Source organism: Tropicimonas omnivorans (genome assembly GCF_031846565.1).
Taxonomy (GTDB): Bacteria; Pseudomonadota; Alphaproteobacteria; order Rhodobacterales; family Rhodobacteraceae; genus Tropicimonas_B; species Tropicimonas_B omnivorans.
The window spans coordinates 428186-454700 of the sequence record NZ_JAVRHL010000001.1 but is presented as its reverse complement, the minus strand read 5'-3'; the positions used below and the strand labels follow the sequence as shown (position 1 = coordinate 454700).

The window sequence follows — 26515 nt, the reverse complement described above, 5'->3', positions numbered from 1 at the left end:
GACGACTACCGGGCAACACCGATCTTGCAGGCCGCGATGGCAGCCATGTTGTAGATGTCGTTGACGGTGGAGCCGGTCGAGCAGATCTGGATCGACGCATCGAGCCCCGCGAGGATCGGGCCCACCACGGTCGCCCCGGCCATCTCCTGCATCAGCTTGACCGAGATGGACGCGGAGTGCCGCGCAGGCACGACGAGGACGTTCGCAGGCCCGGTCAGCCGGCTGAAGGGATAGGCGCGCATCTGCTCGGGGTTCAGCGCGACGTCCACGGTCATCTCGCCCTCGTACTCGAAATCGACGCCCTTCGCGTCGAGCACTTTCGAGGCCAGCGTCATCTTCTCGGCCCGCTCCGAGACGGGATAGCCGAAGGTCGAGAAGCTGACGAACGCGACGCGCGGCTCGAGACCTAGCCCGCGCGCGACCTCCGCGGCGCGCTGCGCTATGATCGCGAGATCCTTCTCATCCGGCCATTCGGCAACGAGGGTATCCGAGATCAGCACGATGCGGCCGCGATGAAGAACCGCCGTCACGCCGGCGACGCCGGCCGCCGTCGTCGTGTCGTACACCATCGAGATCTGCCGGAGCGCGTGGGCCGACTTGCGGGTGGCGCCCGTCACGAGGCCGTCGCCATGACCATGGGCCAGCATCAGAGCCGAGAAGACGTGCCGGTCCCGCGCGGCGAGGCGGTGGACGTCCTGCGCATCGTAGCCCTGCCGCTGAAGCCGCTCGTAGAGGAAGGACTTGTAGGTATCGAGATGCCGGGTGTTGGCGGCATTCACCACCTCCAGCTCACGGACGGCTTCGCCGAGGCCCGCCGTCTCCAGCTTTTCCCGAACATCAGACTCGCGCCCGACGACCAGCGCCTTGCCGAGACCGGCGCGCTGGTAGGCGATCGCGGCGCGCAGCACCCGAGGATCGTCTCCCTCAGCGAAGATCATCCGCGCCTGCGCCGCGCGCGCCCGTGCCGCGATGGAGGACAGGACCGAGGCGGTCGGATCCATGCGGGCCTGCAGCGTGTGGCGATAGCCGTCCATGTCGACGATGGGGCGGCGGGCGACACGGGTTGCCATGCCCGCTTCCGCGACCGCCGGTGGCACGCGCCAGATGAGACGCGGATCGAACGGCGTCGGAATGATGTAATCGCGACCGAAGGAGAGCTTGCGCCCGTAGGCGATGGCAACCTCGTCGGGGACGTCCTCACGCGCGAGTTCCGCCAGGGCCTCGGCGCAGGCGATCTTCATCTCGTCGTTGATCGCCGTCGCGTTGATGTCGAGCGCCCCGCGGAAGAGGTAGGGAAACCCGAGGACGTTGTTGACCTGGTTGGGATAATCCGAGCGGCCGGTCGCGACGATCGCGTCGGGCCGGACCTCGTGCGCGTCCTCGGTGGTGATTTCGGGATCGGGGTTCGCCATCGCGAAGATCACCGGGTTCTCGGCCATGCTGGCGACCATTTTCTGTGTCACCGCACCTTTGACGGACACCCCGAGAAACACGTCCGCCCCGTCCATTGCCTCTTCGAGGGTGCGCAGGTCGGTCCGCGCGGCATGGGCGCTCTTCCACTGGTTCATGCCCTCGGTGCGTCCCTGGTAGATGACGCCCTTCGTGTCGCACATGATGCAGTTGTCGTGCTTCGCACCCATTGCCTTGATCAGTTCGAGGCAGGCGATCCCCGCCGCACCCGCACCGTTGAGGACGATGCGACACTCCTCCAGCTTCTTGCCGGTGAGGTGCAGCGCGTTGATGAGACCGGCCGCACAGATCACGGCGGTGCCATGCTGGTCGTCATGGAAGACGGGGATGTCCATCTCTTCCTTGAGGCGCTGCTCGATGATGAAGCACTCGGGCGCCTTGATGTCCTCGAGATTGATGCCGCCGAAGGAGGGCCCCATCAGCTTCACCGCCGCGATGAACGCCTCCGGATCCTCCGTGTCGAGCTCCAGGTCGATGGAGTTCACGTCGGCGAAGCGTTTGAAGAGGACGGCCTTGCCTTCCATCACCGGCTTCGAGGCGAGGGCGCCGAGGTTTCCGAGGCCGAGAACGGCCGTCCCGTTCGAGATGACGGCGACGAGGTTGCCCTTGGCCGTGTAGTCGTAGGCGGTCTCGGGGTTCGCCGCGATCTCCTCGCACGGCACGGCGACACCCGGAGAATAGGCCAGCGAAAGGTCCCGCTGCGTGGTCATCGGCACCGTGGAGCTGATTTCGAGCTTGCCGGGTACAGGCTCGAGGTGAAACGTCAGTGCCTCTTCGCGCGTGATCCTCGATTTCGACATTGGCTTACCGGCTCCTCCCATCGGTGCTCAGGACCACCGTCATACCGCAGATCGGCCGTCGGGGAAGGCACTTATCTCGCGCCGGGATACGCAGAAATCGCGTGTGGTGCCTTCAAACCGGAAGCCGGGACGCGGTAAGGTGCGCCTCGCTGCAATGGAGGCGAGATGACCGCGCAAATCACGCCGATGATGGCCCAGTATCTCGACCTGAAGGCCGCCAATCCCGGGACCCTGCTGTTCTACCGGATGGGCGACTTCTACGAGATGTTCTTCGAGGACGCGATCGCCGCCGCGTCCGCACTCGACATCGCGCTCACCAAGCGGGGCAAGCATGACGGCCGCGACATCGAGATGTGCGGCGTGCCCGCCCATTCCGCGGAGAGCTACCTTCTCACGCTGATCCGCAAGGGGTTCCGCGTGGCCGTCTGCGAGCAGATGGAAGATCCCGCGGAGGCGAAGAAACGCGGGTCCAAGTCGGTGGTGAAGCGTGACGTCGTTCGTCTCGTGACCCCCGGTACCCTGACCGAGGACACGCTTCTAGAGGCACGGAGGCACAATTTCCTCGCCGCCTGGACGGAGATCCGTGGGGAGGGCGCGCTCGCCTGGGCGGATATCTCGACGGGCGAGATCCGCGTCGCCCCCTGCCCCGCCGTGCGGCTCGGTCCCGAACTCGCCCGGCTCGGGCCACGCGAGGTCCTGGTCGTGGACGGCGCCGGTGCTGAACTGGCCGAGATCGTGGAGGACAGCGGCGCCGCCCTGACCCCGATCGCCCGGTCTGCCTTCGACAGCTCGGGCGCTGAGGCGCGGCTGAAGGCGCTCTACAAGGTCGGCGACCTGGCCGCGTTCGGGACATTCGGGCGGGCGGAACTGGGAGCGCTCGGGGCCGTCGTCTCCTATCTCGAAATCACCCAACGCGGCAGGCTTCCGCTCCTTCGAGCTCCGCTTCGTGAATCGGGCGCGCAGACGATGCAGATCGACGCGGCCACCCGGCGGAACCTCGAACTCGTGCGCGGCCCTGACGGGCGTCGGGACGGCTCTCTTCTGGCGACGATCGACCGGACGCTCACGGCGCCGGGCGCCCGACTTCTGGAACGCCGGATCTCCGCGCCGTCCCGCACCGTGGCGACCATCGCGGCGCGGCTAGACGCGGTAAGCTGGCTCTGCGAGGACACCGGGCGGGCGGAAAAGCTGCGGGGCGCTCTTGGAAAGGTGCCGGACATGGACCGGGCCCTGTCGCGGCTCGCGCTCGACCGTGGCGGCCCACGGGACCTCGCCGCGATCCGTGCGGGCCTGACACAAGGCGAAGCTTTGTCGCCACGTCTCGAAGACGCGCCCGAGCTTCTGAAGGAGCAGGCCGGCGCTCTGCGCGGCCATGGCGAGCTGATCGACCTTCTGGATGCGGCCCTTGTCGCCGAGCCTCCCCTCCTCGCACGGGACGGCGGCATGATCGCGCCCGGCTATGACGCGGACCTCGACGAGGCCCGCACCCTTCGGGACGAGGGCCGTGGCGTGATCGCCGGGATGCAGGCGGAGTATGCCGAGGCAACCGGCATCGCCTCCCTCAAGATCAAGCACAACAACGTCCTCGGCTACTTCATCGAGACCACCGCGGCCCATGCCGAACGCCTGCGCGCGGGCCCCGAAGCGAACCGCTTCATCCACCGCCAGACGACGGCCAGCGCCGTCCGTTTCACCACGACGGAGCTTTCCGAACTGGAGACGCGCATCCTCAATGCAGGCGGGCGCGCGCTGGAGACGGAGAAACGGATCTTCGAGACCCTCCGCAAAGCCGTCATCGACGCCGCGCCCGCCATCGGGACCGCGGCCCGCGCCTTGGCGGAGATCGACGTCGCCGCCGCACTGGCCGACCTTGCGCGCGGCGAGAACTGGTGCCGCCCCAGGGTGGACGACAGCCGAGCGTTCGATATCGCGGACGGACGGCATCCGGTGGTTGAACGTGCGCTCAAGCGCTCTGGCGAGAGTTTTGTCGCGAATGACTGCGATCTGACGGCAGAGGACGGCGCGACGATCCGGCTCCTGACCGGTCCGAACATGGCCGGTAAATCGACGTGGCTCCGGCAGAACGCCCTGATCGCCCTCCTGGCGCAGGCGGGCAGCTACGTTCCGGCTTTAAGCGCCCATATCGGCCTTGTATCGAGCCTGTTTTCCCGTGTCGGGGCGGCGGACGACCTGGCGCGCGGCCGCTCCACGTTCATGGTCGAAATGGTCGAGACCGCCGCGATCCTCAACCAGGCCGACGAGCGCGCCCTCGTCATCCTCGACGAGATAGGCCGCGGCACGGCAACCTATGACGGTCTTTCGATCGCCTGGGCGACGCTTGAGCATCTGCACGAGGTGAACGGCTGCCGCGCCCTCTTCGCCACTCACTATCACGAGCTAACTGCCCTGGCGTCGAAGCTGCCGGGGCTGCGCAACGCAACCGTGGCGGTCAAGGAATGGGAGGGAGAGGTCATCTTCCTGCACGAGGTCCGGGACGGCGCTGCGGACCGGTCCTACGGCGTTCAGGTCGGGCGCCTTGCCGGACTTCCGGCCTCTGTCGTGGCACGGGCGAGCGAGGTCCTGGAACGTCTCGAAGCCGGGGACAGGGAGGCGGGGCACAAGCCGGGCGCGATGATCGACGATCTGCCGCTGTTCTCGGCCGCGCCGCCAAGGCCGGCCCCCGCTCCGCGCCCCGAAGCCTCGCCGCTTCTAGAGAAGATCGCCGGGATCTCTCCCGACAATCTGAGCCCGCGCGAGGCGCTCGATCTGGTCTACGAGCTTCGCGCGCTCGCAGGTCCGGACGCTCAGCCCGGATTGGACGACACGCCGACCTGAGCGGGGCGGAGCAGGCGGTCGTGCAGCATGAAGCCGGTCGCCATCACCTGGATGATCTCGCCAGCCTTCGTGTCGGGCACGGGGGCTTCGAACATCGCCTGATGCTGGTTCGGGTCGAACTTCTCGCCGGTCTCGGGCTCGATCGGGATGATGCCGTGCTTCGAGAAGACCGAGATCAGCTCCTTCATCGTCAGCTCGACACCCTCGATCAGCGCCTTGTTCGCCTCGCGCTGCTCGTCCGTCACCGTCTCGACCGCGCGGCGCAGGTTGTCATAGACCGGCAGGATATCCCGCGACAGCTTGGAGCCGCCGTAGTTCTCGGCCTCCTTGCGATCCCGCTCGGAGCGCTTCCGGGCGTTCTCGGCGTCGGCGAGCGCACGCATGAAGCGGTCGCGCATGTCGTCGCGCTCCGCTCGCAGCGTTTCCACCTCGTCATCCGCCGGCGCATCCAGGGGCGGCTCGGCCCCGGGCTCTTCCGGCGTCTCGTTCATCATTTCGTCCAACGTCTGGTGCTTTTCCGAATTCGACATTCCAAGTCCTTATGTCCGGTCCGCCATCAGCCGCCCAAGGAGCTGGGCGGTGTAGTCCACGATCGGAACGATGCGGCCATAATTGAGCCGCGTCGGTCCGATCACGCCGACGGCCCCCACGATCTTTCGGTCGTTGTTCATATATGGAGAGACCACCAGAGAGGAACCCGAAAGTGAGAAGAGTTTGTTCTCCGAACCGATGAAAATCCGCACGCCGTCACCGTGCTCCGTCAGGGACAGGAACTCGGCTATGTCCCGCTTGCGCTCGAGCTCGTCGAACAGTTCCTTGATTCGCTCCAGCTCCTCCGGCGCCGTCCCCTCCCCGAGCAGATGCGCGCGGCCCCGCACGATGAGGCGATCGGGGGAGCCGCCCGGATCCTCGGACCAGGCGGCGAGGCCGCTTTCGATCAGGTCCCGCGCGAGGCCGTCGATCTCCTGACGGCGCGCCGCGATCTCCTTTTCCATTATGCTCCGGACTTCGGTGAGGGTCTTGCCCTCGATCAGCGCATTCAGGAAATTCGCAGCCTCCCGCATTGAGGACGGCGTCTGGCCCGGCGGCGGCGCGAAGAGGCGATTCTCCACATGTCCGTCCGCGAAGACGAGAACGACGAGCCCTCGATCGTGGCCGAGCTGAACGAACTCGATATGCCGGATCGGAGCTTCGTGCTTGGGTGCGAGGACGAGGCTCGCACCTTGTGTCGCACCCGACAGCGCCAACCCGATGCGGGACATCACATCAGCGAGATCGTGCGAATTGTTCCCAAGCGTCGCGTCGAGCCGCTCGCGATCGGATCCGTCCGGCTCTCGCATCTCCAGAAGTCCGTCCACGAACAGCCGCAGGCCGAGCTGGGTCGGAATGCGTCCGGCGGAGACATGCGGCGAGTTCAGCAGCCCCAGATATTCGAGATCCTGCATCACGTTGCGGATCGTCGCAGCGGAGACCTTCTCCGTCAGATGGCGCGTCAACGTCCGTGAGCCGACAGGCTCCCCCGAGGCGAGGTAGGATTCGACGACACGCCGGAAGACTTCCCGGGAGCGGTCGTTCATTTCTGTGAGCAGGGTGGATGCATCGCCCATGAGACGTCGATTTCCTCCGCATATGGCGTGGCATGACCTCACGAATCTTGGGGTCTCGCGTCGCCGGGTGCAAGGTATCCGCAGCCGCACGGGGGGGTTTCCCCCGTGCCGCCTTGGTGTCAGAAGAGCGACGCCAGCGAGACATCAGGAGCCCCAGACATGCGTCCTTCCGGCCGGTCCCTCGACCAGATCCGCCCCGTCAGCATCGAGACGAACTTCACGCTCCACGCCGAGGGCTCCTGCCTGATCCGGATGGGCGACACGCACGTGCTGTGCACCGCGTCCATCGAGGACCGCGTCCCGCCCTTCATGCGGAACACCGGCCTCGGATGGGTCACGGCGGAATACGGCATGTTGCCCCGCGCCACGCATACCCGCGGGCGCCGCGAGGCGAAGAACGGTCAGTCCGGCCGGACGCAGGAAATTCAGCGCCTGATCGGCCGCGCCCTGCGCGCCGGCATCGACCGGGTCGCGCTCGGCGAGCGGCAGATCACCGTCGACTGCGACGTGATCCAGGCTGACGGTGGCACGCGTTGCGCCTCCATCACCGGTGGCTGGGTGGCCCTGCGGCTCGCCATCGACAAGCTCATGGACAAGAAGCTGATCACGACAGACCCGATGACGGACAACGTCGCCGCCATTTCCTGCGGCATTTATGGCGGTCAGCCGGTTGCCGATCTGGACTACGCCGAGGACAGCGAAGCAGGGACTGACGGGAACTTCGTCATGACCGGCAAGGGGCGCCTGATCGAGCTTCAGGCCTCCGCCGAGGGCGCAACCTTCTCGCGCGACGAACTGGACGCGCTTCTCGGTCTCGCCGAGGGCGGCATCGCCGAGCTCGTGAAGGCCCAGAACGCGGCGACCGGCCGATGAACGTCGCGCGGAAGATCGGGGCGGAGCGGCTCCTCCTCGCCACGCACAACGCGGGCAAGGCCGCCGAGATCTCCGCGCTTCTCGCGCCCTATGGCACGGAGGTCGTGACTGCGGGCGATCTGGGCCTCCCCGTGCCCGTTGAGACAGGCACGACCTTTGCCGAAAACGCCCGCATCAAGGCGCTTGCGGGCGCCGAGGCCAGCGGCCTTCCCGCCCTCGCCGACGATAGCGGCCTCAGCGTGGTGCCGCTCGGGGGCGATCCCGGTGTCTACACCGCCGATTGGGCGGAAACGCCGGACGGCCGGGACTTCGCCATGGCGATGGAAAAGGTCCGCAAGGCCTGCGCGGAGAAGGGCGCGGAACACCTCCCCGCCGCCGTGTTCCATTGCACGCTCTGTCTTGCATGGCCTGACGGCGTGACATCGCTGGTCGAGGGGACCGTTCGCGGGCATCTCGAGTGGCCACCCCGCGGAGAGAACGGGCACGGATACGATCCGATCTTCGTCATGGACGGGGAGACGATCACGTTCGGGGAGATGGACCCGGACCGGAAGGCCGAGGTCAGCCACAGGGCGGACGCCTTCTCCAAGCTCGTGAAGGCACATTTTGGCTGACATCGTCGAAGGCGGGTTCGGGCTGTACATCCACTGGCCGTTCTGCGCGGCCAAATGCCCGTATTGCGACTTCAACTCCCATGTCACCAAAGCGGTGGACCATGGAGCGTGGGCGGATGCGTACGTTCGGGAGATTGCCCGCCTGGCCGCCGAAATGGGCGAACGGCGCCTTGATAGTGTCTATTTCGGAGGCGGAACGCCGTCGTTGATGGAGCCTGCGACCGTGCAGGCGATCCTGGACGCCGTCCGCGCCGGCTGGTCCGTCGCCAATGACTGGGAGGTGACGCTCGAGGCGAACCCGACATCGGTCGAGGCCTCCCGCTTCGCCAGCTACAGGGAAGCCGGGGTAAACCGCGTCTCCGTCGGCGTCCAGGCGCTGGACAATGCGTCGCTGAAGGCTCTCGGACGGCTCCACAGCCGGGATGAAGCACTCGCGGCGTTGGATGTCGCGCGCAGCACGTTCGACCGCGTATCCTTCGACCTGATCTACGCGAGGCAGGGCCAATCCCTTTCGGACTGGCGGGACGAGCTCCTTCGGGGGCTGGACCTGGGAACGGACCACCTCTCGCTCTACCAACTGACCATCGAGCCGGGCACCGCCTTCTGGGACCGTAGGCAAGCCGGTGGTCTGAAGGGTCTGCCGGACGAGGATCTGGGCGCGGACCTATACGAAGCGACCACCGAGATTTGCGCCGATCATGGCTTCGAGGCCTATGAAGTGTCGAATTTCGCCCGCGACGGCGCCCGTTCGACCCACAACTTGATTTATTGGAACGCCGGCGATTGGGGCGGAATCGGTCCGGGTGCTCACGGTCGGCTCACGCTCAGCGGCGAGCGGATCGCGACGGAACAGGCCCTCCTGCCGCGAGATTGGCTTGCCGGAGTGCCCGACGGACGACATGAATCCCGGCAACGACTGGGCAGCGTCGACCGGGCAAACGAATATCTCATGATGGGCTTGCGCCTGCGGGACGGGATATCGCTCACGAGGCTGGAGAGCATGGCAGGGCGTCCGCTGGATGCCGAACGTCTGACGGACCTAGAAGGCTACGGCTTGGTTGAACGATCGGAATCGCGCCTCGCGGTCACCGAGGCGGGGCGCATGGTTCTGAACCGCGTGGTCTCGGAGCTGTTGCTGGAATAGTGCGATGAAGGCTGTATGGATCCTTGCCGGATGGGCCGCGATGATGCTCGCGATCCTCGGTGTCGTCCTGCCGCTACTTCCAACGACACCCTTCCTGCTTCTTGCGGCGCTCTGCTTCTCCCGCTCCTCCCCGCGTCTCCACCGCTGGCTGACGGAGCACAGGCACTTCGGACCTCCGATACGAAACTGGGAAGCTCACGGCGCGATCTCGACGCGCGCCAAGATCTTCGCAATCGGCACGATGTCGGCCGTGCTCGTATTTTCGGCCATCATCGGCCTGCCGGCCTACGCCATCGCGCTACAAGGCAGCCTCATGGCGATCGGTGCCCTGTTCATCCTCACTCGCCCAGGGGGGCCGAGCTGAGGATCCGGCAAAGAGCGTCCAGTTGGTCGAGATTGCTGTAGCTCAGTGTCATGGACCCTGCCCCGTCGCCCTCCTGGTGCCGGATGTCGACCTTGAGTCCGAGGTTGGCGGACAAGTCGGATTCCAGCGCCTGGGTGTCGGCATCCTTCTCGGATTTGGCTGAGGATCGCGTCTTCTGTCTGGCAGGCGCCTCGGCCTTAGCAAGCCGCTCCGTCTCGCGCACGGACAGGCCCTTGGCGATCACCTTCCGCGCAAGCTCGGCAGGATTGTCCGCCGTAATCAGCGCGCGGGCGTGGCCGGACGTCAGCGAGCCCTCCCGCACCATCGAAAGAACCTCGTCGGGGAGGTTGAGAAGGCGCATCGAGTTGGCGATATGCGAGCGGCTCTTGCCTAGCGAACTTGCGAGCTTTTCCTGCGTATGCCCGAACCGGTCGATCAAGGCGCGATAGCCGAGACCCTCCTCCACAGGGTTCAGGTCCGCGCGCTGGACGTTCTCGATGATCGCGATCTCGAGCATCGCAAGATCGTCCAGCTCCCGCTCGATGATCGGGACTTCGTGCAGCTTGGCAAGCTGTGCGGCGCGCCAGCGTCGTTCGCCCGCGACGATCTCGAACTTTCCCGATGCCCTTGGGCTGGGCCGGACGATCAGCGGTTGCAGGATGCCCTTAGCGCGGATCGAACTTGCCAGATCCTCCAGGGCATCCCGCTTGAAATCCTTGCGCGGCTGATCCGGGTTCGGCTCGACCGCTTCGATCGGGACTGTTCGGTCGGCCGACTGAAGCGTCTCGGGCGATCCGGTCGCTGCATCTCCATCAACCGGAACCTCCGCCATCAACGCGGACAGGCCCCGGCCCAAGCCTCTATTTTTGCTCATTTTATTTACCTATGCCGCAATTGGGGCGTTGCGTTCCAACAGCTCTTCCGCCAGCGCTTGGTAAGCTTGGCTGCCTTTCGAAACGGGATCGTAGTCCAAGACGGGCATCGCGTAGCTCGGCGCCTCGCTGATGCGCACGTTCCGAGGAACGCGGGTTCGGAACACCAGATCGCCGAGCGCATCGCGTGCATCTTGCTCGACTTGCTGTGACAGACGGTTGCGTCCGTCATACATCGTCAGAACGATGCCCTCCGTCCGGAGGGCTGGATTCGCGGATTGCCGTATCTGTTTCAGCGTCAGCATGAGCTGCGACAGACCCTCGAGTGCAAAGAACTCACTCTGGAGCGGTACGAGAACGGAATGGGCCGCGACCATGGCATTGACGGTCAGGAGATTCAGAGACGGAGGGCAATCGACAAGGATGTGATCGTAGGGCTCGCTCGCCTGCCCTACCAAGGCCTTGCGCAATAAACGGATCCGACCCTCTCGCTGGCCGAGCTCGATATCGGCAGATGCCAGATCCTGCGTCGCGGGTGCGATCGACAAGTTGTCTACCTGCGTCGGGAGCGCGATCTCCGCAAGCGTACGCTCTCCCATCAAGAGGTCGAACGTCGTGTGCTGGCGGCTGCTCGGCTGGATTCCGAGCCCCGTCGAGGCGTTGCCCTGGGGATCGAGGTCAAGGATCAGCACTCGCTTTCCTAGCCGCGCAAGCGCTGCAGAAAGGTTGATCGCCGTCGTCGTCTTTCCGACGCCACCCTTCTGGTTCGCAACTGCCATGATTTTCGGTTTGCGGATGGACTGCTCAGGCACGTTCGATGTCCTTCAAGATCAGGATCGAGGCGTTTTCAACGGTTATAGAGGGGTAGGTACTCAGATTGAAGCGCCACGCCTCACGCGCGATGCCGATTTCGTCCTTCGCTCTGATCCCCTTGGGGAAGATACAAACGGTGTCTTTTCGGCGAAGGTGCTCGCTTAGCGTCAGAAGCTCGGTCAGCGGAGCGAGGGCGCGTGCGGAAAGGACATCGCATGCTTCGTCGTTCAGCTCCTCGACACGCTTTGCCTTCACCTTGATTGGAAGCTGAAAGGTGCGTGCGGCTGTCGAGAGGAAGGCGGCCTTGCGCTTGTCCGACTCGACCAGCGTGATCTCTGGAGGATTGGGCATTGCGATCGCGCAGGGAATGGCTGGAAACCCACCGCCGGATCCAAGATCGATCCATGTTTGTGCCGCGGCCGGTATGTGCTCGACGAGTTGAAGGGAATCAGCGATGTGCCTGGTCGCGACCTCGAGCTCGCTGGCTCGCCCGATAAGGTTGATCGTGCGATTCCACTTCAGCAACAGCTCCGAAAACGCCGCGAGCCGAGCTTCCGTTTCACGTGAAACATCGATCGCGTGGTTCATGCGCTTTGGGCCAAGCCATCGGCTGCCTGGCGCCGACGCAGTCGCGCCAGGATGAGAGATAAGGCGGCGGGGGTCATGCCGGCGATCCGACCTGCCTGCCCCAACGTCTCTGGGTTCGCGGCTTTCAGTTTCGATCGCAATTCGGAGGTGAGGCCAGACATGGTGTCGTAATTCAGATCGGCGGGGATCCGGAGTCCCTCCTCGCGCTGCAATGCCTGCTGATCACGCAGCTGCCGTTCGATATATGGCTCGTATAGAGCTTCTGCTGCCAAGAGCTCAATTACGGGGGCCGTGTCTGGAGGCATCCTCACGTGCTTCGCGGCCAATTCCTCCAAGGACGTCTGACCCAACAACTCCCAAACAGATCGCCTCGCCGGCCCCGGTTTGCCACCGGTAATACGCGCCGCTTCTGCAGCGCTCACCGAATTAGTACGCAGCGCCTCTCTCCCCGCATCAAGCAGTTTCCGCTTACGATCCCATCCCGCGGCAAGCGCATCTCCGATCAGTCCGAGCGAGCGACCCATGTCGGTCAGCCGCTGATCTGCATTGTCCGCACGAAGGTTGAGACGGAACTCCGCGCGCGACGTAAACATCCGGTAGGGTTCGTTTACGCCTTTGGTCACCAGATCGTCGATCAAGACCCCGATATAGGCCTCGGACCTAGACAGGACGACGTGGTCTTCGTGCCGGACGTGGCGAACGGCGTTAAGACCCGCCATAAGCCCTTGAGCCCCGGCCTCCTCGTACCCCGTCGTGCCATTGATCTGACCAGCCAGGAAAAGACCAGGCAGATTGCGAACCATGAGGCCGCGGGTCAGTGCCCTTGGATCGACGTAATCGTACTCAATCGCGTAGCCCGGACGGAGTACTTCGACCTGTTCCAGTCCAAAGATGGAGCGGACGTAATCGAGCTGGACATCCTCTGGGAGCGAGGTCGAGATACCATTCGGATAGACAGTAGGATCATCGAGCCCCTCGGGCTCAAGAAAGATCTGGTGCGAGTCCTTGTCCCCAAACCGGACCACCTTGTCTTCGATCGACGGGCAGTACCGCGGACCAACGCTCTCGATGTGGCCGCCATACATTGCCGAGCGATCGAGATTGGCCCGGATTATATCGTGGGTCTTGGAATTCGTGTGGGTGATACCGCACGGAACTTGCCGCAGGTGCGTGTTCGACGTGCGAAACGAGAGATACGTCGGGGACTCGTCTCCCGGCTGCTTTTCCAGCTCGTCCCACCGAATCGTGCGCCCGTCGAGACGCGGCGGCGTCCCGGTTTTCAGGCGTCCGACCGAAAGGTCATGGTCGCGAATGAGGGAGGCAAGACGCTGCGACGCGGGGGAATCCGCGCGGCCAGCTGGATAGGATACGTCCCCGATATGGACCACGCCGTTGAGGAAGGTGCCGGTCGTTAGGACAATGGCACGCCCTCTGATTTCGCTGTCATCCGCCAGAACGACGCGAGCATCACCATCTCCGACCGAGAGGTCGACGACTTCGCCCTCGATCAGGGTCACGCCGGGCGTTGCATCCAAGAGCGTAGACGTCGCGGCCTGGAACTGTTTCCGATCAGCTTGGGTTCGCGGCCCCTGAACGGCGGGGCCTTTGCGCCGGTTCAGCAGTCGATACTGTATTGCCCCGCGGTCCCCTGCTTCGGCCATGATCCCGCCGAGGGCGTCGATCTCCCGAACGAGGTGGCCCTTGCCCAAACCACCGATTGCCGGATTGCAGGACATGACACCGATGTCCGAGCGTCGCATCGTGATCAGGGCAACGTCCGCGCCCATACGGCCAGCAGCCGCAGCGGCCTCGACGCCGGCGTGACCGCCACCCACAACAAGAATGTCGAAATGTTTCACGTGAAACACCTACTTTCCGATGCAGAAGGATGAGAAAATCTTGTCCAGAAGGTCTTCTACCCCGATGCGACCGAGCAGGCAATCGAGGGCATGGGCGGCATTCCGCAGATCTTCGCCGATCAGTTCGGCATGGACGGCCGACCGCGTCGCGGCCGATTCGAGCGAAAGCAGCCCGTCTTCCAACGCACGGCCATGACGCTCCCTTGACGCGAGCCCCGATCCGGCGATCCGCTTTTCAAGCTCATTCGAAACCAAGGCTAGAAGGTCCTCGATTCCCTGCCCCGTCAAACCGGATAAACGCAGAGCATGGCCATCCGATCCGTCCTGCAAGTCGGCCTTGCCAAGCGCCTCGACGTCGCCAGGCCGGCGCTTTACCCCCTCGCTTTCGACGCCGAGGAAAATCCGGAGATCCGCGCGCTCGGCTCTTGCTCGGCTCCGCGCAACCCCGATCCGCTCGACTTCGTCATCCGTATCCCGAAGCCCGGCCGTATCGAGGAACGTGACGGGCAGCCCTTCCACATCCATCCGCACTTCGATCACATCCCGGGTCGTCCCAGCGATCGAGGACGTAATGGCCGCATCCCGGCCGGCCAGCCGGTTAAGCAGCGTCGATTTCCCGACATTCGGGGCACCGACGATGGCGACCTCGAAGCCATCCCGGATCCTCTCCCGCGCAGAAACGCCATCGAGCTCGTGGCGTATAGCGTCCCTCAAGTCACGAATTTCTGCGAGCGCCCCATCGATCAGTCCCTCGGGGAGTTCTTCATCCGAGAAGTCGACAGACGCTTCGATCAGGGCGGCCGCTTGCACCAACCGCTCCCGCCAGGAATTGACCTGGCTGGAGAGATCGCCGCCAAACGTGGCCATTGCCAGCCGGTGCTGCTCCGCGGTTTCGGCTTCGAGGAGATCGGACAGGCCTTCGACGCGTGTCAGGTCCAGCCGTTCATTTTCTAAAGCGCGGCGGGTGAATTCCCCTGCATCCGCTGGCCTGAGACCCTCCATCTTCGAAAGTGCATCGCTAACCAGGCGGATGACGGCGATACTGCCGTGCGTGTGAAACTCCACGACGTCTTCGCCGGTGAAGCTTGCCCCTGTTGGAAACGTCAGGACAAGCGCCTGGTCGAGGACCCTGCCCTCCTCCCGGAGGGTGCGGACGCGCGCGCGGTGGGCCTCGGGGACGTCACCGGCAAGCGCACGACATGCGGAGAAAGCACCCGGTCCGGAGACGCGGATCACGGCAACGCCAGACCGTCCCGGCGGCGTCGCTACAGCATATATAGTATCTGCGTCCAAGGACGCCACCAAATCAGGTATTCATCGAGTCGAAGAAGTCGGAGTTCGTTTTCGTCTGCTTCAGCTTGGAGATCAGGAACTCGATCGCATCCGTGGTGCCCATCGGGTTGAGAATCCGCCGGAGCACGAAGGTTTTCTGGAGGTCCGACTTGTCGGTCAGGAGCTCTTCCTTCCGGGTCCCGGACTTCAGGATATCCATCGCCGGGAAGACGCGCTTGTCGGACACCTTGCGATCGAGGACGATCTCGGAGTTGCCCGTCCCCTTGAACTCCTCGAAGATCACCTCGTCCATGCGGCTGCCCGTATCGATCAGCGCGGTCGCGATAATGGTGAGCGAGCCGCCCTCCTCGATGTTCCGAGCGGCGCCGAAGAACCGCTTCGGGCGTTGCAGCGCATTGGCATCCACACCGCCCGTGAGGACCTTGCCGGAGGACGGCACGACGGTGTTGTAGGCGCGGCCCAGGCGCGTGATCGAATCCAGCAGGATCACGACGTCCCGCTTGTGCTCCACGAGACGCTTGGCCTTCTCGATCACCATTTCGGACACCGCGACGTGGCGCGTGGCGGGCTCGTCGAAGGTCGAGGAGATGACCTCGCCCTTGACCGACCGCTGCATGTCGGTGACTTCCTCTGGCCGCTCGTCGATCAGAAGGACGATCAGGTAGCATTCCGGATGGTTCTGCTCGATGCTCGTGGCGATGTTCTGAAGCAGGACCGTCTTGCCGGTACGCGGCGGCGCCACGATGAGGCTACGCTGCCCCTTCCCGATCGGTGCAACGAGATCGATGATTCGCGCGGAGCGGTCCTTCACCGTCGGGTCGCTCAATTCCATATGAAGCCGCTCATCCGGATAGAGCGGCGTCAGGTTGTCGAAATTGATCTTGTGGCGGGCGTTCTCGGGCGGCTGGAAGTTGATCTCAGCGACCCGCACCAGGCAGAAATACCGCTCGTTCTCCCGCGGCGCGGCGATGACGCCGTAAACCGTATCCCCCGTGCGGAGGCCGTGCTGGCGGATCATCTCGGGCGAGACGTAGATGTCGTCCGGACCCGGAAGGTAGTTCGCCTCGGGGGAGCGGAGGAAGCCGAAGCCGTCCTGCATCACCTCGAGAACGCCGTCCCCGGAAATTTCCCAACCGTCCTCGGCGCGCTCCTTGAGGATGGCGAACATCATGTCGCCCTTGCGCATCGTGGAGGCGTTGTCGATCTCCAGCTCTTCGGCCATCGCGAGAAGGTCGGCCGGCGTCCTGGATTTCAGGTCGGCGAGCGTCAGCGACTCTTGGGTGTCATCGTCAAGCATGGGATCACGTCTCTCCGGGGCGTCCCGAAAATCGGGCAGCGCACGTCGGTTCTGGCAGGAAAAAGCAACGACCGGACGGCCGCGCCTGTTCGCACCTAGAAAACCCCGGCCGCCTTGTCAACGGAATCACGCGTAGCGGGTGATGACGGAGACCACGATGACCACGAGCGCGAGCGTCGGCAGCTCGTTCATCATCCTGTAGGATCGCCCCGAGATCCGGTTCTCACCGCGCTCGAAATCCTTCCTCCGCTTCCCCAGCCAATGGTGCAGCCAGGTGAGCGTCAGGACACCCGCCGCCTTCGTCCATGGCCAGATCTGGGACCAGTCGACGATGCCTGGCGTGAAGACGAGGCAGAGCCCGAAGATCCACGTCGCGATCATCGCCGGGTTCATGATCGCCCGGAGGAGCCGGCGTTCCATGGTCTGGAAGAGCGCGTCGGTCCCGCTGCCGGCCTCCACCGCCTCGACGTGGTAGACGAAGAGCCGTGGCAGATAGAACAGCCCGGCCATCCACGCGACGACGGCGATGACGTGGGCGGATTTCACCCATGGATACGCGGCTGAGAGCAGATCGGTCATCGGTTGGCTTCGTCCGTTTGTACACGGCTGCGGTGCAGAGGCTTCGCTACTCTTCAATAAAGAAAGATTAAAGAAGGGTGGTTGTAATAGGGAGGTCTAACATCGGGATAAGTCGGATCGGGATCGGCTTACCCCCACAGCCCGGACAAGTTCGTCGCATCTTATCCACAGGCTGGGACAAAGGGTAAAACTCCGCCGCGATTCCAAGCCTTTGCCGGATTAACACTTCGTTAACATGTTGGCGGAAGGCTGTGTAGGACATCGAGGACGCGCTCCGAGTCGTCCACCGGTGTCGCACAGAGTCATCAAGACAGGACAACTTGGGCTCTCAGGCCCCCTTCTCCCCAGATCGGCCGGGGCTGGACGAGCCGGCTCGCCGAAGTCACATAGATGCCAACAGCTATCCTCAGACTTATCCACAGGTTTGTACAATGACCGAGATCGTTCTCGCTTCCGGCTCGCGGACCCGGACCGAGATGCTGGCGAAGGCCGGCGTCGCGCACCGCGTCAGCCCCGTTCGCGTCGACGAAGACGCCGTGAAGATGGCGCTCACCGCCGAGGGCGCCCGGCCGCGGGACGTCGCGGACGCGCTCGCCGAGCACAAGGCGCGGCGCGGGTCGCAGCGGGATCCGGACGCCCTGGTCATAGGGTCGGACCAGGTTCTGGACCTGGAGGGAGAGCTCCTGTCGAAGCCCGCCACCGAGGAGGCCGCGCGCGACCAGCTCTCCCGCCTGTCGGGCAAGACGCATTTCCTGCATTCCGCCGCGGTGATCTATCGCGGCGGCGAGCCCGTGTGGCGGCAGATCACGTCCGCCCGGATGACCATGCGTCAGCCGTCGGACTCCTATCTCAATTCGTATGTCGCCCGGAACTGGGAGACGATTCGCCATTCCGTCGGCGGCTACCTGATCGAGGCGGAGGGGGCCCGGCTCTTCGCGCAGGTGCAGGGCGATCCGTTTACCATCCTCGGTTTGCCCCTCTTGCCCCTGTTGTCGTATCTCGCGCTGACAGGAGACATCGAAGCATGAGCGAGCGCATTCCCCTTGCCGGCGTCATCGGATCGCCGATCGGGCATTCGAAATCCCCGGCGGTTCACGGCTACTGGCTGAAGAGCCTCGGCCTGCGGGGCCACTACATTCCGATGCAGGTCAGTCATTCCGACCTGCCGCAGGTCATCCGCACACTGCCGAAGATGGGCTTCGTCGGGCTCAACGTGACGTTGCCGCACAAGGAAGCCGTTCTTTCCCTCGCCGATCTCGTCACCGATCGCGCGTCCCTGATCGGAGCGGCCAACACCCTGATCTTCCGGGAAGATGGCAAGGTTCACGCGGACAATACCGATGGCTACGGCTTCCTCGCCAACCTTCGCCAGAACGCGCCCGGTTGGGATCCCAAGGCGGGCCCGGCGGCTGTCTTCGGCGCAGGCGGCGCGTCCCGCGCGGTGATCACGGCGCTGATCGATGCCGGTGTCTCCGAGATTCGCCTCTCGAACCGCGGCCGCGCGCGCGCGGATGCGCTGCGCTCGGAGTTCGGCCCGAAGATCACCGTTGTGGATTGGGTGAAGGCCGGCACGATCCTCGAAGGAGCGGCGACCGTGGTGAACACGACCTCGCTCGGCATGGTCGGCAAGCCGGAGTTCCGCGTCCCGCTGGACGGGATCGAGCCGGGCGCGGTCGTCAATGATCTCGTCTACGCGCCGCTTCGCACCGATTTCCTGGACCGAGCCGAGGCCCGGGGCGCCCGCATCGTGGACGGGCTCGGGATGCTCTTGCACCAGGCCGTGCCCGGCTTCGAGCGCTGGTTCGGCACGCGCCCGCTCGTGGACGACGCCCTGCGCGACGCTGCGCTCTCGGCATGAGCCGCCCGTTCCGCATCGGCCTCACCGGCTCCATCGGTATGGGCAAGTCCACCACCGCGGGCATGTTCGCCGAGGAGGGCGTCGCCGTGTGGGATGCGGACGCCGCCGTCCACCGCCTCTATGGCAGGGACGGGGCTGCGGTCGTGCCCATGAAGGAGCTTCGCCCGGACGCCATCGTGGACGGTGCCGTGAGCCGCGAGCGGCTGAAGTTGTGGATCGCCGGGGATGACGCGGCGCTCGGGCGGATCGAGGCGGTCGTGCATCCGCTCGTCGCCGAGGATCGCAACCGATTTGCGCGCGAGGCGACCGCGCCCGTCCTGCTCTTCGACATCCCGCTTCTGTTCGAGAATGGATCGGATCGCTGGATGGACCTGACCGTTTGCGTGTCCACCTCCGTCCGGGAGCAGCGTCGCCGCGTCCTGGAGCGGGAGGGGATGACGGCGGCGGCCTTCGAGCGCATCCTGTCGAAGCAGATGCCCGATGCCGAGAAGCGCGCCCGGGCGGACCGCATCATCGACACGACGACGCTGGACAGCGCGCGGGCCGGGGTGCGAGAGGTGATGAAAGACGTGGAGACCCGCCTTGCGTGAGATCGTGCTCGATACAGAAACCACGGGACTCGATCCCCATGACGGTCATCGGATCGTCGAGATCGGGGCCGTCGAACTCCATAACCACATGCCCACCGGGAAGACGTTCCACGTCTACATCAACCCGCTGAGGGACATGCCCGAAGGCGCGTTCAACGTTCACGGCATCAGCTCGGAGTTCCTCGCGGACAAGCCCGTCTTCGAGAAGATCGCCCAGGCGTTCCTTGACTTCGTTCAGGACGCCAAGCTCGTCATCCACAATGCCGAGTTCGACATGCGCTTCCTCAATGCGGAGCTTGGATGGTGCGGCAAGCGCACCTTGCCAGCGGATCAGGCGCTCGACACGCTCGCCATCGCACGGCGCCGCTTTCCCGGTTCGCCGTCCTCGCTCGATGCGCTCTGCCGCCGGTTCGGCATCGACAACTCGGCGCGCACGAAGCACGGCGCGCTGCTCGACAGCGAGATCCTCGCCGAAGTCTATCTGGAGCTGATCGGGGGGCGTCAGCCGGACCTCGTCCTTGCGCCGGAGCGGGACGCGGCGTCCCGGGACCGGGAGGAGGCGAAGGCGCGGGCGCAGCCGGGCTGGACGCCGCTGTCCCGCCCGGAGCCTCTTCCCCCGCGGCTGACGGAGGAAGAGATCGCGGCCCATGCCGCCCTCGTGGAGCGGCTGGGATCGGACGCCCTCTGGGCCAGCTTCGAGATGCCGGCCGCGAAGGCGTCCTGAGAGATCAGGCGGTGCCGACCGGCGCGTCTTGCGCCTCGGCGGCCTTCGCCTTGCTGCGGCGGGCAAGATCCTGCCGGTACAGCTGGACGAAGTCGATGTTCTCCATGTTGAGCGGCGGGAAGCCACCGTCCCGCGTCACGTCTCCGACGATGCGGCGGACATAGGGGAACAGCATCCGCGGGCATTCGATCAGCAGGAACGGGTGCATCTGCTCGTTCGGAACGTTCTCGATCTGGAAGATGCCGGCATATTCGAGCTCGAGGAGGAAGAGCGTGGCGTCGCCTTCCTTGTTCTTGCTCTCCACGCGGAACTTGAGGATCACCTCGAACTGGTTTTCGACGTTCCGCTTCTTGGCATCGAGATTCACCTGGATCTGGACGTCCGGCTTCACGTCGCCCTGCGCACCCTTCTGCGCGAGCATGTTCTCGAAGGACATGTCGCGAATGTATTGCGCGAGGACCTGCATCTTCGGCGCGGCCGGGGCGCTGCCGTTGGTCTGGGGCTGCTGCGCGTCGGTGCCGGTATCGGCGGGGGTATCGGACATGGGAACTCCTCGGGTTGTTCTGCAAAATCGTGAAAGTCGGGCGAGGGCATATCAAACCCTCGATGATCCCTCAACTGAACGGCGCTCGCGGCTCCGGTTGCGGGATCGGTTCGGCTGCGGGGTCAGGTCTTCGTCCAGCCGGATGAGCCCGGACGCGGAGGCGCGGAGGGCGTCTCCTCGGGATCGGTCTCTTCGTACTCGCCTTCGATGACCGGTCCGGTCCGGGGCGGCGTCTGCCCTCCCGGGCCCGTGCCGAAGCGCGGATCTCCGCCGGGCCGGGGGCCGGGGCCGCCGCGCGGTGGTGCGCCGGGGCCGGCCCGCCGCGCGCCGCCGGCGCTCATCACGACCACGCGCTTGCCGATGCGGGACCAGGCCCAGTCCCGCACGGCGGGAATGCACAGGAGCAGGCCAACCGTGTCCGTGAAGAAGCCCGGTGTCAGCAGAAGCGCCCCGGCGAAGAGGATCATGGCCCCATGCGCCAGGGGCCGGGAGGGATCGCGCATCTCGCTCATGGAAAGCTGCAGCTCCCTGAGCACGCCGCGCCCCTGTTTCTTGACGAGCCAGGTACCGGCGATCGCGGTCACGATCACGGTCAACAGGATCCATCCGAGGCCGACGATTTCTCCGGCCTGGATGAAAAGTGCGATCTCGATCAGCGGCACGGCGAGAAAGAGCAGGAATAGCGGCATCGTGATCCTTATATGTCGTCAGCCGGGACTTCGCGATGCGAAGCCGTGCCGGCCTCGGTGGACTTGGGCATTGGCCGACCTTACATAGGGAACGCGAAGGGGGCTTACCAACCCCGACCCGAAACGAGGTTCCAATGAGTGCTGCCGTGATCCAGCTTCTTGTGCTGGCAGGAATTGCGATATTCTTGATCGTGCGCCTGAAATCCGTTCTCGGGACGCGGGAGGGGTACGAGAAACCCACGCTCCCCGCGAACGAGACGCCGAACAGCCGCCCGGCGAACCGTCCGGAATTCGAGGTGATCGAGGGCGGTCCGGATCGTGACATCGTCGACCACGTTCCCGAGGACAGCGAGAGCGCCAAGGCAATCGCGGCCATGAAGAACGCCGAGCCGTCCTTCAACGTCGGCGAGTTCCTTTCGGGGGCGCGCGGAGCCTACGAGATGATCCTGATGGCCTTCGAGCAGGGCGATCTGACGGAGGTGCGTCCCTTCCTCGCTGACGACGTCTACCAGGCCTTCGCCGATGTGGTCGCCGAACGCGACGCGCAGGGGCTGACCGTCGATGCGAACTTCGTCGGCCTGCGTGAGATCGGAATCGTCGAGGCGACCTACGATCGGGCCGAGGAGATGGCGGAAATCACCGTGCGCTTCGTCGGCGAGCTGACCTCTGTCGTGAAGGACGCCGCGGGCGAGGTCATCGAGGGCGATGCCCAGACGATCCGCCGCCAGCGCGATGTCTGGAGCTTTGCGCGGAAGATGGGCGTCGGCGATCCGAACTGGAAGCTGGTCGCCACCGGAGAATGAGGCAGGGGCAGCCCCTGCCGGGCGATATTCTTGCACAGGTCGCGGTTGTGACCGGACCGGTCTCCCTCGCGGGGCCGGTCTTTTGCTGTGACGTGAGTGCATCGTGAGCCGGCGGCGGAAGCTCAGCGACGACGACCTCGCCGTCTGGCGCGAGGTGTCCGCCTCCGTCCGCCGCACGGCGCCGCTTCCGAAATCGATGCGCGCCCATGAAAAACCGTCCGAGGGACCGCAGCCGCAACAGGACTTCGCCCCCGACGCCCTTGCCCCGCCGGTCCCGCCGTTCCGCCTCGGTGAGAGGTCGAAGGCGCCCCGCGGTCCCGCAACGACCAGCGCGCCGGCCATCGAGAGCCGCCTGCGCGCCGCGCCCGTCACGATGGATGCCAAGGCGCATCGCCGCATGGTGCGCGGAAAGCTGAGGCCAGAGGCGAAGATCGACCTGCACGGAATGACGCTGTCGGCGGCGCACCCGGTGCTCGTCTCCTTCATCCTGCGCGCGGCGTCGGACGGAAAGCGCCTCGTTCTCGTCGTCACCGGAAAGGGCAGGGACAGGCCGGGTGACGGACCTATCCCGGTGCGCCGCGGCATCCTGCGCCACCAGGTGCCGGACTGGCTCCGGCTTCCGCCGCTCGGACCTGTGGTTCAGCAGATCACCCCGGCCCATGAGCGCCATGGCGGATCAGGGGCCTACTACGTCTACCTCGCCCGCACGCGGGGGTAGGGGCCGCGACGGTCCGCGCGGTGCGGTCCGCCGCCGCGAGACCGGCAGGCATCGGGGGAGGGCCCGGACCCTGGCCCCGATGACGCCGGCGAAACGCGCGTTCAGAGCACGTAGCGGCTGAGATCCGTGGAGCGGGACAGCTCGCCGATGTTCTTCTCGACGTAGTCCGCGTCGATGATCACGTCCTCGCCGCCCTTGTCCGCCGCGGCGAAGCTCAGCTCCTCGAACACCCGTTCGATGACGGTATAGAGCCTCCGGGCACCGATATTCTCGACGCTGCCGTTCACCTCGGCCGCGATGCGGGCGATGGCGTGTATGCCCTCGTCGGTGAACTCGACGTTGACGCCCTCGGTCTTCATCAGGGCGGCATATTGCCGGGTGAGGGCATTGTCCGTCTCGGTGAGGATCCGGACGAAGTCGCCTTCCGTCAGGGCGCTCAGTTCCACACGGATCGGCAGACGGCCCTGAAGCTCCGGCAGCAGGTCCGAAGGCTTGGCGACGTGGAAGGCGCCGGAGGCGATGAAGAGGATATGGTCCGTCTTGATCGGCCCGTGCTTGGTGGAAACGGTCGTCCCTTCGATCAGCGGAAGCAGGTCCCGCTGCACGCCCTCGCGGGAGACGTCGCCGCCGCGCGCATCGGATCGCGCGCACACCTTGTCGATCTCGTCGATGAAGACGATGCCGTTCTCCTCGACGGCCTCTTTCGCGGCGGCCTTCACGGTCTCGTCGTCGAGCAGCTTGTCGGCCTCTTCTCCGATCAGCACCTCGTAGCTGGCGGCGACGGTCATGCGCTTCTTCACGGTGCGCCCGCCGAAGGCCTTCCCGAAGATGTCGCCGAGATTCATGCCGCCCATTCCGCCGCCGGGCTGGCCGGGAATCTCCATCATCGGCATCGAGGGGGGCGCCTCGGCGATCTCCAGCTCGATCTCGGTATCGTCCAGTTCACCGGCGTGAAGCTTGCGGCGGAACATGTCCAGCGTCTGCGCGCGTGCGCCATCGCCGGCGACAGCAGCCAGGACCCGTTCCTCGGCGGCCTCGCGGGCGCGGGTCTTGACCTCCTCGCGCATGTACTCGCGGGTCATCGCGATGGCGGCGTCCATCAGGTCCCGGACGATCTGCTCCACGTCCCGGCCGACATAGCCGACCTCGGTGAACTTCGTCGCCTCGACCTTCATGAAGGGCGCCCTTGCCAGCTTGGCGAGCCGGCGGCTGATCTCGGTCTTGCCGACGCCGGTGGGGCCGATCATCAGGATGTTCTTGGGATACACCTCGTCCCGCAGCTCCGGGCCGAGCTGGCTGCGGCGCCAGCGGTTGCGCAGGGCGACGGCGACGGCGCGCTTGGCGTCCTTCTGTCCGATGACGAAACGGTCGAGCTCGCTGACGATCTCGCGCGGGGTCAGGTCGGTCATTGGGCCTCCTTGGAAGCAATCAGGGTCCATGGCGGCAAGCGATCCTTGCCGGGAAAACGGGGAAGGGCGTTCATCAATCCGGCGCGCAGGCGCTCCCAGAACGCGCCCAGAAGGACGAGCCCGGCACCGAGAGCGATGACCGCAAGCGGCGCGGAATCGTCGAGGACGGTGAACGACAGCGCCACGACGTAGCCCACACCCGAGACGAGGAAGGAGCGGCGGTCGATGACGACGGCGAAAAGCGCGGCGATGGCGACGAAGAGGAGCAGGACGGCGTTGGAGCCGGCCCAGTCCGCGTCGAGAAGAGACAAAGCCACGGAATTGACGATTGCGGGCGCCGCGACGACGTGCAGCCAGAAGGCCGTCGCCGCCCGCCGGGTGACGCGGTGAGGATCGGACAGATCGAGCCGGAGCGCGAGAACGAGTGTGCAAAGGCCGACGCCGATGGTGATCCAGGCTGCGGGCCCGCTTTGCGACAGCAGAAGCAGGTCCGGCATCCGCGGCACCTCACCGATGAGGGCGGCGGAGAGCGTCGCGATGATACCGAGCGAAATCACGGCCGCGCCGAAGGGAACCCGGAAGAACACGAAATGCACCAGCGCCGTCAGCGTCGCCGTGCCCAGCACGACGGGCAGCCTGTAGGCGAATCCAGTTGCATCCATCAGCGAGGCGCCGGCCGCGACCCCGGTCAGCGTCGTCATGACAACGAGCGCGATGGACGGCGCGACCATCCGGCGCCGGAGCGTGAAATAGACCGAAAGCCCGAAGAGCCCCGCGAGGAGGGCGAGCGCCCCGATCACGTCGCCGTTGCCGGTGAAGAACCGCGCCGCGAGGACGCTCATGCACCCGCCGTAGAGGATGCCGAGGCCGACGACGATGAAGATCTCGTTGAACCCCCGGAACAGCTCGAAAGGCTCGTCCAGCCCGTCCAGGTTCTCCCGCGCGCCGCGCCGCGCATCGGCCAGGGTCATCAGAGACGCGGCCTGAGCCTCGGAGATCATGCCCGCGCGCACGGCGGCGCGGATGTCCTCGGCGCCGACGCTCACGAAGAGGCGCCCTCTATGGTCTCCACGAGGACGTTGCCGTTGGTGTAGACGCAGATGTCAGCCGCGATCGCCATGGCCTTCCGGGCGATCTCCTCGGCATCGAAATCGCCCTCCATCAGACCACGGGCGGCAGCAAGGGCGAAGTTCCCGCCCGACCCGATGGCGGCGACGTCGTGCTCCGGCTCCAGCACGTCCCCGGCGCCGGTGATGACCAGAAGATCCGTCCCGTCGGTGACGATCAGCATGGCTTCGAGCTTCTGGAGATACTTGTCCGTCCGCCAGTCCTTGGCGAGTTCGACTGAGGCGCGCTGAAGCTGACCGGGCGTCTTTTCCAGCTTGGCTTCCAGCCGCTCGAGAAGCGCGAAGGCATCGGCGGTGGAACCGGCGAACCCCGCCACGACGTCGGAGCCACCGGGCGACAGGCGGCGGACCTTGCGGGCGGTTCCCTTGATCACGGTCTGCCCCAGGGAAACCTGTCCGTCGCCCGCGACGACGACGCGGCCGCCCTTACGCACGCCGATGATGGTCGTGCCGTGCCAGCCGGGAAAGTCGCTCATGAGGTCGCTCCGTTGATCAGTGCAGGGCGCTATATGGCCCCCCCTCGGGCTCCTCGCAACCGGGCGGGCCGGACGGGCGGCGAACTGCAGCGCATTGAAAACGGGGGGTTCCGGCCGGCGGGGCGCGCGGGGCTGCCGGGGCACGGCGTGAAAAAAGGGGCGCCGAAGCGCCCCTTTCCTATCAACTCGTATCAGCCTCGGTGGGCTCAGATCGACTCTTCAATCCAGTCCTTGAGCGCGGCCTTGGGCGCGGCGCCGATCTTGTTCGAGACGACTTCGCCATCCTTGAAGAGGAAGAGCGCCGGAATGCCGCGGACGCCCATCGCCTGCGGCGATTGCGGGTTCTCGTCGACGTTGACCTTCACGATCTTCACCTTGTCGCCCATTTCCTCGCTGATTTCCTCGAGGGAGGGGCCGATCTGCTTGCAGGGGCCGCACCATTCGGCCCAGAAATCGACGACCACGGGCAGGTCGGATTGCTTCACTTCGGCGTCGAAGGTCGCGTCGGTCACGGCTTGGGTTGCCATCGCGCTGTCTCCTGAAATTGAGGCGTTCATCGCCGGGAGAAC

The 26515-nt window shown here is 65.4% G+C and carries 27 protein-coding genes; 11 read left to right on the top strand and 16 right to left on the bottom strand.

The window, feature by feature from the left end; all coding sequences use genetic code 11:
- Nucleotides 1–5 precede the first annotated feature (5 nt).
- Complete coding sequence (locus RM543_RS02260; RefSeq protein WP_311689222.1) at nt 6–2270, bottom strand: NADP-dependent malic enzyme; 2265 nt, start codon at nt 2268–2270, stop codon at nt 6–8.
- A 165-nt stretch (nt 2271–2435) separates the two neighbouring features.
- Here RM543_RS02260 and mutS point away from each other — a divergent pair, with 165 nt between their 5' ends.
- Nucleotides 2436–5105: a DNA mismatch repair protein MutS gene (mutS, locus tag RM543_RS02255; RefSeq protein ID WP_311689220.1), complete on the top strand. Its 2670-nt coding sequence runs from the start codon at nt 2436–2438 to the stop codon at nt 5103–5105.
- Here the strand turns inward: mutS and RM543_RS02250 are convergent.
- The gene (locus tag RM543_RS02250) at nt 5075–5635 is read right to left on the bottom strand and encodes a nucleotide exchange factor GrpE (RefSeq protein WP_311689218.1); all 561 of its coding nucleotides are present in this window, start codon (nt 5633–5635) and stop codon (nt 5075–5077) included. The genes mutS and RM543_RS02250 overlap by 31 nt on opposite strands.
- A 9-nt stretch (nt 5636–5644) precedes the next feature.
- The gene (gene hrcA / locus RM543_RS02245; protein ID WP_311689216.1) at nt 5645–6712 is read right to left on the bottom strand and encodes a heat-inducible transcriptional repressor HrcA; all 1068 of its coding nucleotides are present in this window, start codon (nt 6710–6712) and stop codon (nt 5645–5647) included.
- A 159-nt stretch (nt 6713–6871) separates the two neighbouring features.
- On the opposite strand from hrcA, the gene rph reads away from it, so the two are divergent.
- Genes rph through RM543_RS02225 form a run of 4 tightly spaced genes read left to right on the top strand, consistent with a single transcriptional unit; the run spans nt 6872 to nt 9707 of the window.
- A complete protein-coding gene (gene rph, locus RM543_RS02240) occupies nt 6872–7585 on the top strand; it encodes a ribonuclease PH (RefSeq protein ID WP_311689214.1) in 714 nt (237 codons plus the stop codon).
- Nucleotides 7582–8199, top strand: coding sequence for a non-canonical purine NTP pyrophosphatase (locus tag RM543_RS02235; RefSeq protein ID WP_311689212.1), 618 nt, complete (start codon nt 7582–7584; stop codon nt 8197–8199). The genes rph and RM543_RS02235 overlap by 4 nt, the downstream gene beginning before the upstream one ends.
- Complete coding sequence (gene hemW / locus RM543_RS02230; RefSeq protein ID WP_432280429.1) at nt 8189–9343, top strand: radical SAM family heme chaperone HemW; 1155 nt, start codon at nt 8189–8191, stop codon at nt 9341–9343. The genes RM543_RS02235 and hemW overlap by 11 nt, the downstream gene beginning before the upstream one ends.
- A 4-nt stretch (nt 9344–9347) precedes the next feature.
- On the top strand, nt 9348–9707 hold the full coding sequence (locus tag RM543_RS02225) for a YbaN family protein (protein ID WP_311689208.1): 360 nt from the start codon (nt 9348–9350) through the stop codon (nt 9705–9707).
- On the opposite strand, the gene RM543_RS02220 is transcribed toward RM543_RS02225, so the two are convergent.
- The 7 genes from RM543_RS02220 to hemJ all read right to left on the bottom strand — a co-directional run bounded on the left by RM543_RS02220 (nt 9682) and on the right by hemJ (nt 17008).
- Nucleotides 9682–10581 carry a ParB/RepB/Spo0J family partition protein gene (locus RM543_RS02220; protein WP_311689206.1) on the bottom strand — a complete coding sequence of 300 codons (900 nt, stop codon included), beginning with the start codon at nt 10579–10581 and terminating at the stop codon, nt 9682–9684. The two genes, RM543_RS02225 and RM543_RS02220, sit on opposite strands and share 26 nt — an antisense overlap.
- Nucleotides 10582–10590: 9 nt before the next feature.
- Nucleotides 10591–11358: a ParA family protein gene (locus RM543_RS02215; protein ID WP_311689846.1), complete on the bottom strand. Its 768-nt coding sequence runs from the start codon at nt 11356–11358 to the stop codon at nt 10591–10593.
- Between the two features lie 25 nt (nt 11359–11383).
- The gene (rsmG, locus tag RM543_RS02210) at nt 11384–11980 is read right to left on the bottom strand and encodes a 16S rRNA (guanine(527)-N(7))-methyltransferase RsmG (protein WP_311689204.1); all 597 of its coding nucleotides are present in this window, start codon (nt 11978–11980) and stop codon (nt 11384–11386) included.
- Complete coding sequence (gene mnmG / locus RM543_RS02205) at nt 11977–13839, bottom strand: tRNA uridine-5-carboxymethylaminomethyl(34) synthesis enzyme MnmG (protein WP_311689202.1); 1863 nt, start codon at nt 13837–13839, stop codon at nt 11977–11979. Before mnmG ends, rsmG begins: the two co-directional genes overlap by 4 nt.
- Before the next feature lie 9 nt (nt 13840–13848).
- Nucleotides 13849–15132 carry a tRNA uridine-5-carboxymethylaminomethyl(34) synthesis GTPase MnmE gene (gene mnmE / locus RM543_RS02200; RefSeq protein ID WP_311689200.1) on the bottom strand — a complete coding sequence of 428 codons (1284 nt, stop codon included), beginning with the start codon at nt 15130–15132 and terminating at the stop codon, nt 13849–13851.
- 13 nt (nt 15133–15145) lie between these two features.
- Complete coding sequence (gene rho / locus RM543_RS02195; RefSeq protein WP_311689198.1) at nt 15146–16429, bottom strand: transcription termination factor Rho; 1284 nt, start codon at nt 16427–16429, stop codon at nt 15146–15148.
- 126 nt (nt 16430–16555) lie between these two features.
- The gene (gene hemJ / locus RM543_RS02190) at nt 16556–17008 is read right to left on the bottom strand and encodes a protoporphyrinogen oxidase HemJ (protein ID WP_311689196.1); all 453 of its coding nucleotides are present in this window, start codon (nt 17006–17008) and stop codon (nt 16556–16558) included.
- 431 nt (nt 17009–17439) lie between these two features.
- Here hemJ and RM543_RS02185 point away from each other — a divergent pair, with 431 nt between their 5' ends.
- From RM543_RS02185 to dnaQ, 4 genes are read left to right on the top strand one after another with little or no spacing between them, the layout of a single operon-like run.
- The gene (locus tag RM543_RS02185; protein ID WP_311689194.1) at nt 17440–18036 is read left to right on the top strand and encodes a Maf family protein; all 597 of its coding nucleotides are present in this window, start codon (nt 17440–17442) and stop codon (nt 18034–18036) included.
- Nucleotides 18033–18866 (top strand): shikimate dehydrogenase, encoded by an 834-nt coding sequence (locus RM543_RS02180; protein ID WP_116084829.1) that lies wholly within the window; start codon nt 18033–18035, stop codon nt 18864–18866. The genes RM543_RS02185 and RM543_RS02180 overlap by 4 nt, the downstream gene beginning before the upstream one ends.
- Nucleotides 18863–19456, top strand: coding sequence for a dephospho-CoA kinase (coaE, locus tag RM543_RS02175; protein ID WP_311689191.1), 594 nt, complete (start codon nt 18863–18865; stop codon nt 19454–19456). The genes RM543_RS02180 and coaE overlap by 4 nt, the downstream gene beginning before the upstream one ends.
- Nucleotides 19449–20180, top strand: coding sequence for a DNA polymerase III subunit epsilon (gene dnaQ, locus RM543_RS02170; protein WP_311689189.1), 732 nt, complete (start codon nt 19449–19451; stop codon nt 20178–20180). Before coaE ends, dnaQ begins: the two co-directional genes overlap by 8 nt.
- Before the next feature lie 4 nt (nt 20181–20184).
- Here dnaQ and secB read toward each other — a convergent pair whose 3' ends face one another.
- Together secB and RM543_RS02160 are read right to left on the bottom strand one after the other, a co-directional pair.
- Nucleotides 20185–20724, bottom strand: a complete 540-nt coding sequence (gene secB / locus RM543_RS02165) for a protein-export chaperone SecB (protein WP_311689187.1) — start codon at nt 20722–20724, stop codon at nt 20185–20187.
- A 122-nt stretch (nt 20725–20846) separates the two neighbouring features.
- Nucleotides 20847–21413: an FxsA family protein gene (locus tag RM543_RS02160; RefSeq protein WP_311689185.1), complete on the bottom strand. Its 567-nt coding sequence runs from the start codon at nt 21411–21413 to the stop codon at nt 20847–20849.
- 134 nt (nt 21414–21547) lie between these two features.
- Here RM543_RS02160 and RM543_RS02155 point away from each other — a divergent pair, with 134 nt between their 5' ends.
- Both RM543_RS02155 and RM543_RS02150 read left to right on the top strand, forming a co-directional pair.
- On the top strand, nt 21548–22216 hold the full coding sequence (locus RM543_RS02155) for a Tim44/TimA family putative adaptor protein (RefSeq protein WP_311689183.1): 669 nt from the start codon (nt 21548–21550) through the stop codon (nt 22214–22216).
- A gap of 103 nt (nt 22217–22319) precedes the next feature.
- Complete coding sequence (locus RM543_RS02150) at nt 22320–22934, top strand: Smr/MutS family protein (protein ID WP_311689181.1); 615 nt, start codon at nt 22320–22322, stop codon at nt 22932–22934.
- Nucleotides 22935–23035: 101 nt separating this feature from the next.
- On the opposite strand, the gene hslU is transcribed toward RM543_RS02150, so the two are convergent.
- The 4 genes from hslU to trxA all read right to left on the bottom strand — a co-directional run bounded on the left by hslU (nt 23036) and on the right by trxA (nt 26473).
- Nucleotides 23036–24343, bottom strand: coding sequence for an ATP-dependent protease ATPase subunit HslU (gene hslU / locus RM543_RS02145; protein ID WP_311689179.1), 1308 nt, complete (start codon nt 24341–24343; stop codon nt 23036–23038).
- On the bottom strand, nt 24340–25389 hold the full coding sequence (locus tag RM543_RS02140; protein WP_311689177.1) for a hypothetical protein: 1050 nt from the start codon (nt 25387–25389) through the stop codon (nt 24340–24342). Before RM543_RS02140 ends, hslU begins: the two co-directional genes overlap by 4 nt.
- Nucleotides 25386–25946 carry an ATP-dependent protease subunit HslV gene (gene hslV, locus RM543_RS02135; protein ID WP_311689175.1) on the bottom strand — a complete coding sequence of 187 codons (561 nt, stop codon included), beginning with the start codon at nt 25944–25946 and terminating at the stop codon, nt 25386–25388. Before hslV ends, RM543_RS02140 begins: the two co-directional genes overlap by 4 nt.
- 206 nt (nt 25947–26152) lie before the next feature.
- Nucleotides 26153–26473, bottom strand: a complete 321-nt coding sequence (gene trxA / locus RM543_RS02130; RefSeq protein WP_116084841.1) for a thioredoxin — start codon at nt 26471–26473, stop codon at nt 26153–26155.
- Nucleotides 26474–26515: the final 42 nt, after the last annotated feature.

Bases quoted from the DNA above. Each gene is read 5' to 3' on its own strand.
- RM543_RS02260 (WP_311689222.1), bottom strand. From the start codon at position 2,270: ATGTCGAAATCGAGGATCACGCGCGAAGAGGCACTGACGTTTCACCTC.
- mutS (WP_311689220.1), top strand. From the start codon at position 2,436: ATGACCGCGCAAATCACGCCGATGATGGCCCAGTATCTCGACCTGAAG.
- RM543_RS02250 (WP_311689218.1), bottom strand. From the start codon at position 5,635: ATGTCGAATTCGGAAAAGCACCAGACGTTGGACGAAATGATGAACGAG.
- hrcA (WP_311689216.1), bottom strand. From the start codon at position 6,712: ATGGGCGATGCATCCACCCTGCTCACAGAAATGAACGACCGCTCCCGG.
- rph (WP_311689214.1), top strand. From the start codon at position 6,872: ATGCGTCCTTCCGGCCGGTCCCTCGACCAGATCCGCCCCGTCAGCATC.
- RM543_RS02235 (WP_311689212.1), top strand. From the start codon at position 7,582: ATGAACGTCGCGCGGAAGATCGGGGCGGAGCGGCTCCTCCTCGCCACG.
- RM543_RS02225 (WP_311689208.1), top strand. From the start codon at position 9,348: ATGAAGGCTGTATGGATCCTTGCCGGATGGGCCGCGATGATGCTCGCG.
- RM543_RS02220 (WP_311689206.1), bottom strand. From the start codon at position 10,581: ATGAGCAAAAATAGAGGCTTGGGCCGGGGCCTGTCCGCGTTGATGGCG.
- RM543_RS02215 (WP_311689846.1), bottom strand. From the start codon at position 11,358: ATGGCAGTTGCGAACCAGAAGGGTGGCGTCGGAAAGACGACGACGGCG.
- rsmG (WP_311689204.1), bottom strand. From the start codon at position 11,980: ATGAACCACGCGATCGATGTTTCACGTGAAACGGAAGCTCGGCTCGCG.
- rho (WP_311689198.1), bottom strand. From the start codon at position 16,429: ATGCTTGACGATGACACCCAAGAGTCGCTGACGCTCGCCGACCTGAAA.
- hemJ (WP_311689196.1), bottom strand. From the start codon at position 17,008: ATGACCGATCTGCTCTCAGCCGCGTATCCATGGGTGAAATCCGCCCAC.
- RM543_RS02185 (WP_311689194.1), top strand. From the start codon at position 17,440: ATGACCGAGATCGTTCTCGCTTCCGGCTCGCGGACCCGGACCGAGATG.
- RM543_RS02180 (WP_116084829.1), top strand. From the start codon at position 18,033: ATGAGCGAGCGCATTCCCCTTGCCGGCGTCATCGGATCGCCGATCGGG.
- coaE (WP_311689191.1), top strand. From the start codon at position 18,863: ATGAGCCGCCCGTTCCGCATCGGCCTCACCGGCTCCATCGGTATGGGC.
- secB (WP_311689187.1), bottom strand. From the start codon at position 20,724: ATGTCCGATACCCCCGCCGATACCGGCACCGACGCGCAGCAGCCCCAG.
- RM543_RS02160 (WP_311689185.1), bottom strand. From the start codon at position 21,413: ATGCCGCTATTCCTGCTCTTTCTCGCCGTGCCGCTGATCGAGATCGCA.
- RM543_RS02155 (WP_311689183.1), top strand. From the start codon at position 21,548: ATGAGTGCTGCCGTGATCCAGCTTCTTGTGCTGGCAGGAATTGCGATA.
- hslU (WP_311689179.1), bottom strand. From the start codon at position 24,343: ATGACCGACCTGACCCCGCGCGAGATCGTCAGCGAGCTCGACCGTTTC.
- hslV (WP_311689175.1), bottom strand. From the start codon at position 25,946: ATGAGCGACTTTCCCGGCTGGCACGGCACGACCATCATCGGCGTGCGT.
- trxA (WP_116084841.1), bottom strand. From the start codon at position 26,473: ATGGCAACCCAAGCCGTGACCGACGCGACCTTCGACGCCGAAGTGAAG.